The following is a 2,942-nucleotide window of genomic DNA, read 5'->3' as shown; positions in this document are numbered from 1 at the left end:
GAAGCTAATGCAGAAATCCTAAACGGTCAGACTGGTATAACGTTGACCTATTACGAGAATCAAGCAGATGCTGAGAATGAGACAAGCCCGATTACGAGCCCATATGTAAATACTAGTAATGCACAAACCATATTTGTAAGAGCAGAGAATGATGTTACGGGTTGTTATAATACGGTAACGGTAACCTTAAGAGTAAACCCGATCCCTTCCCCAGAACCAGATCCAACACCGATAGAGGTCTGTGACGATGACAATGACGGTTTTGCAGAGTTCGATCTAGAGATCCGTACGGTAGAGATCACCAACGGAGAGGATGATATTGTAATTACCTACCATGAGACCTTGGCAGAAGCGAATCAAGGCAATAATGCAATCACAGGACTTTATACGAATATTGTACCGGACAGTCAGATGATTTATGTGCGTTCAGAGAACACTATAACAGGTTGTTACAGTTTAACACTGAACACTTTGGAACTAATTGTGCTACCAGCACCTGAAGTGCCATTGGATATAGAGCCTTACATTATATGTGATGGTGATGATGACGGTATAGCACAGTTTGACCTGACAACCAAGGATGATGAAATCTTGGGAACACAAGATCCAACGGAAGTTGTACTGACCTATCATACCAGTGCGGCAGATGCAGAAAATGGTAACAATCCTATTATTAATGTAGGTAACTATACAAACACGAGCAATCCACAGACTATTTATGTAAGACTATATAATCCAACCACAGGTTGTCAGGATACGGGCATGTTCGATCTACAAGTAGAACTGCCACCAGTAGCGGTACAGCCAACCCAGTTGAGCCTATGTGATGACTTTGGAGAAGAAGGGGATGAAGTTACGGTATTTGACCTAACGGTAAAAGATTCAGAGATCACAGGCGGCAATGCAAGTTGGTCAGTAAGCTATTACGAGACCTTTACAGATGCCTTGTTACAGGACAATGTTATAGCTGACCCTACACAGTATACCAATACCTCTGTAGGAGGAGCTGTAGCAAACCCACAGACCCTTTACGTTGTTGTAACCGATACGGATACAGGGTGTGTAGACTATACCACTTTAACGATACGCGTATTACCAAACCCAACACCAACACCAAGTGAGGATCTGCCAGATCTAGAGCTATGTGATGATGTAAATACAGGAGACGGAGTAGAAGCTTTTGATCTTACAGAGCGTGAAGACCTGATATTAAACAGTGAAGATGGGGTTACGGCAACTTATTATGAGAGCTATGATGATGCCTTCGCAGCAACAGATGCGATAGCTGATCCAGCAGCATATACGAATATAGAGACACCAGAGCAAGAGATCTATGTAAGAGTGACCAAGGATGCAACAGGTTGTTTTACGATAGTAGACTTTACCATCCGTGTGAACCCATTACCAGAAGTAGTAGCCGTGACGGACTTTATACAATGTGAACTTAATACCGATGGTATTGATAGTTTTGATCTAACGAGTAAGAACGATGAAGTACTGAATGGTCAGGATCCATCACAATTTATAGTGACCTATCACGAAAGTCTGGTAGATGCACAAGATGGTATAAACGCTTTAGTAAGTCCATATACAAATACTAGTAGCCCACAACAGATCTTTGTGACCATTACCAATAATGTAACAGGCTGTTCTATCAGTACACAGAGTTTTTATTTGGAAGTACATGAAGGAGCAGAGGCTAACTCGGATATGGTAGATATAGTGTACGAGGAGTGTGATGACAATATGGAGACCGATGGAGATCCTAGTAATGATAGTGTGCAGTTCGATCTATCTACACAAGATGCTTTTGTACTTGACGGTCAGGATGCAGATAGCTACATTGTAAGCTATTACGCAAGCGCCGCTGATGCAAACTTAAATATCAATCCGTTACCTACGCTTTACGAAAACATCGTAAACCCTCAGATCATTTATGCAAGGGTAGACAACAATACTATGGTAGTAGGTGTTATAAATCTGGATTTAGCGGCACTAACCGAAGCACTAGATTTTGATGGAGATGGAACGCCGGATACTTACGACACTGATAATGATGGTATCTACGACTTAGTGGATATCAATGGTGATGGCATCTCTGATGCTACAGACACTACAGGTGATGGTCTTATCAATGAGATAGATACCAATGGAGATGGTATTGCAGACTTTGTGGACCTCAACAATGATGGAGAGTTCGATAACCAAGAAGATAGTTCAATTTGTTATGCAGTAGCACCGTTGACCCTACAGGTAAACCCGTTACCACTGTTTGATTTAGATGATAGCTATACATTGTGTATCGATACCAATGGAACAGAGATATTAGATCCATTAGTGATAGACACTTACTTGTCGGACACGGAGTATACCTTTGAGTGGAGCTATGAGGGTGCTGTTATTGCAGGTGAAACCGGATCTAGCATGATGCCAGGTCAAGGAGGTACCTATAGTGTAATAGTAGTTAATATAGCAACAGGCTGTGTTAACAACGATAGTACTATTGTAATAGAAAGTGCACCACCTAGTTTGGAATTGATATCCCAGACACAAGCTTTTGTAGATAATAACGTTATAGAGGTATTGGCAACAGGAATCAGTGAGTACGAGTACAGTATGGACGGAGGACCTTGGCAGGATAGCGGTGTGTTTAGCAATGTGTCACCAGGTGACCATTATGTCACAGCAAGAGACAAGATGGGTTGTGGAACGGCAACAATATTGGTTCCTATAATAGACTATCCAAAGTACTTTACACCAAACGATGATGGTTATAACGATACTTGGAACATTATCAACATTGATAGTAGCGCAAAAATTTATATATTTGACCGCTACGGGAAGTTGATTAAGCAGATCAGTCCTTCGGGATCTGGTTGGGACGGTACCTTTAATGGGAACCTAATGCCGAGTAGCGATTATTGGTTCACCGTGGAATATGT

General features: G+C 41.7%; 1 protein-coding gene. It reads left to right on the top strand.

Annotation, left to right across the window (positions count from 1 at the left end):
- Positions 1-2,942 (top strand): T9SS type B sorting domain-containing protein (locus tag QGM60_RS18045; protein ID WP_281141637.1); only part of this gene is annotated, 2,942 nt, incomplete at both ends.

This window comes from Winogradskyella sp. SYSU M77433, from assembly GCF_029911945.1.
Lineage (GTDB): Bacteria > Bacteroidota > Bacteroidia > Flavobacteriales > Flavobacteriaceae > Winogradskyella.
This window is presented reverse-complemented; position numbering and strand designations above follow the sequence as displayed.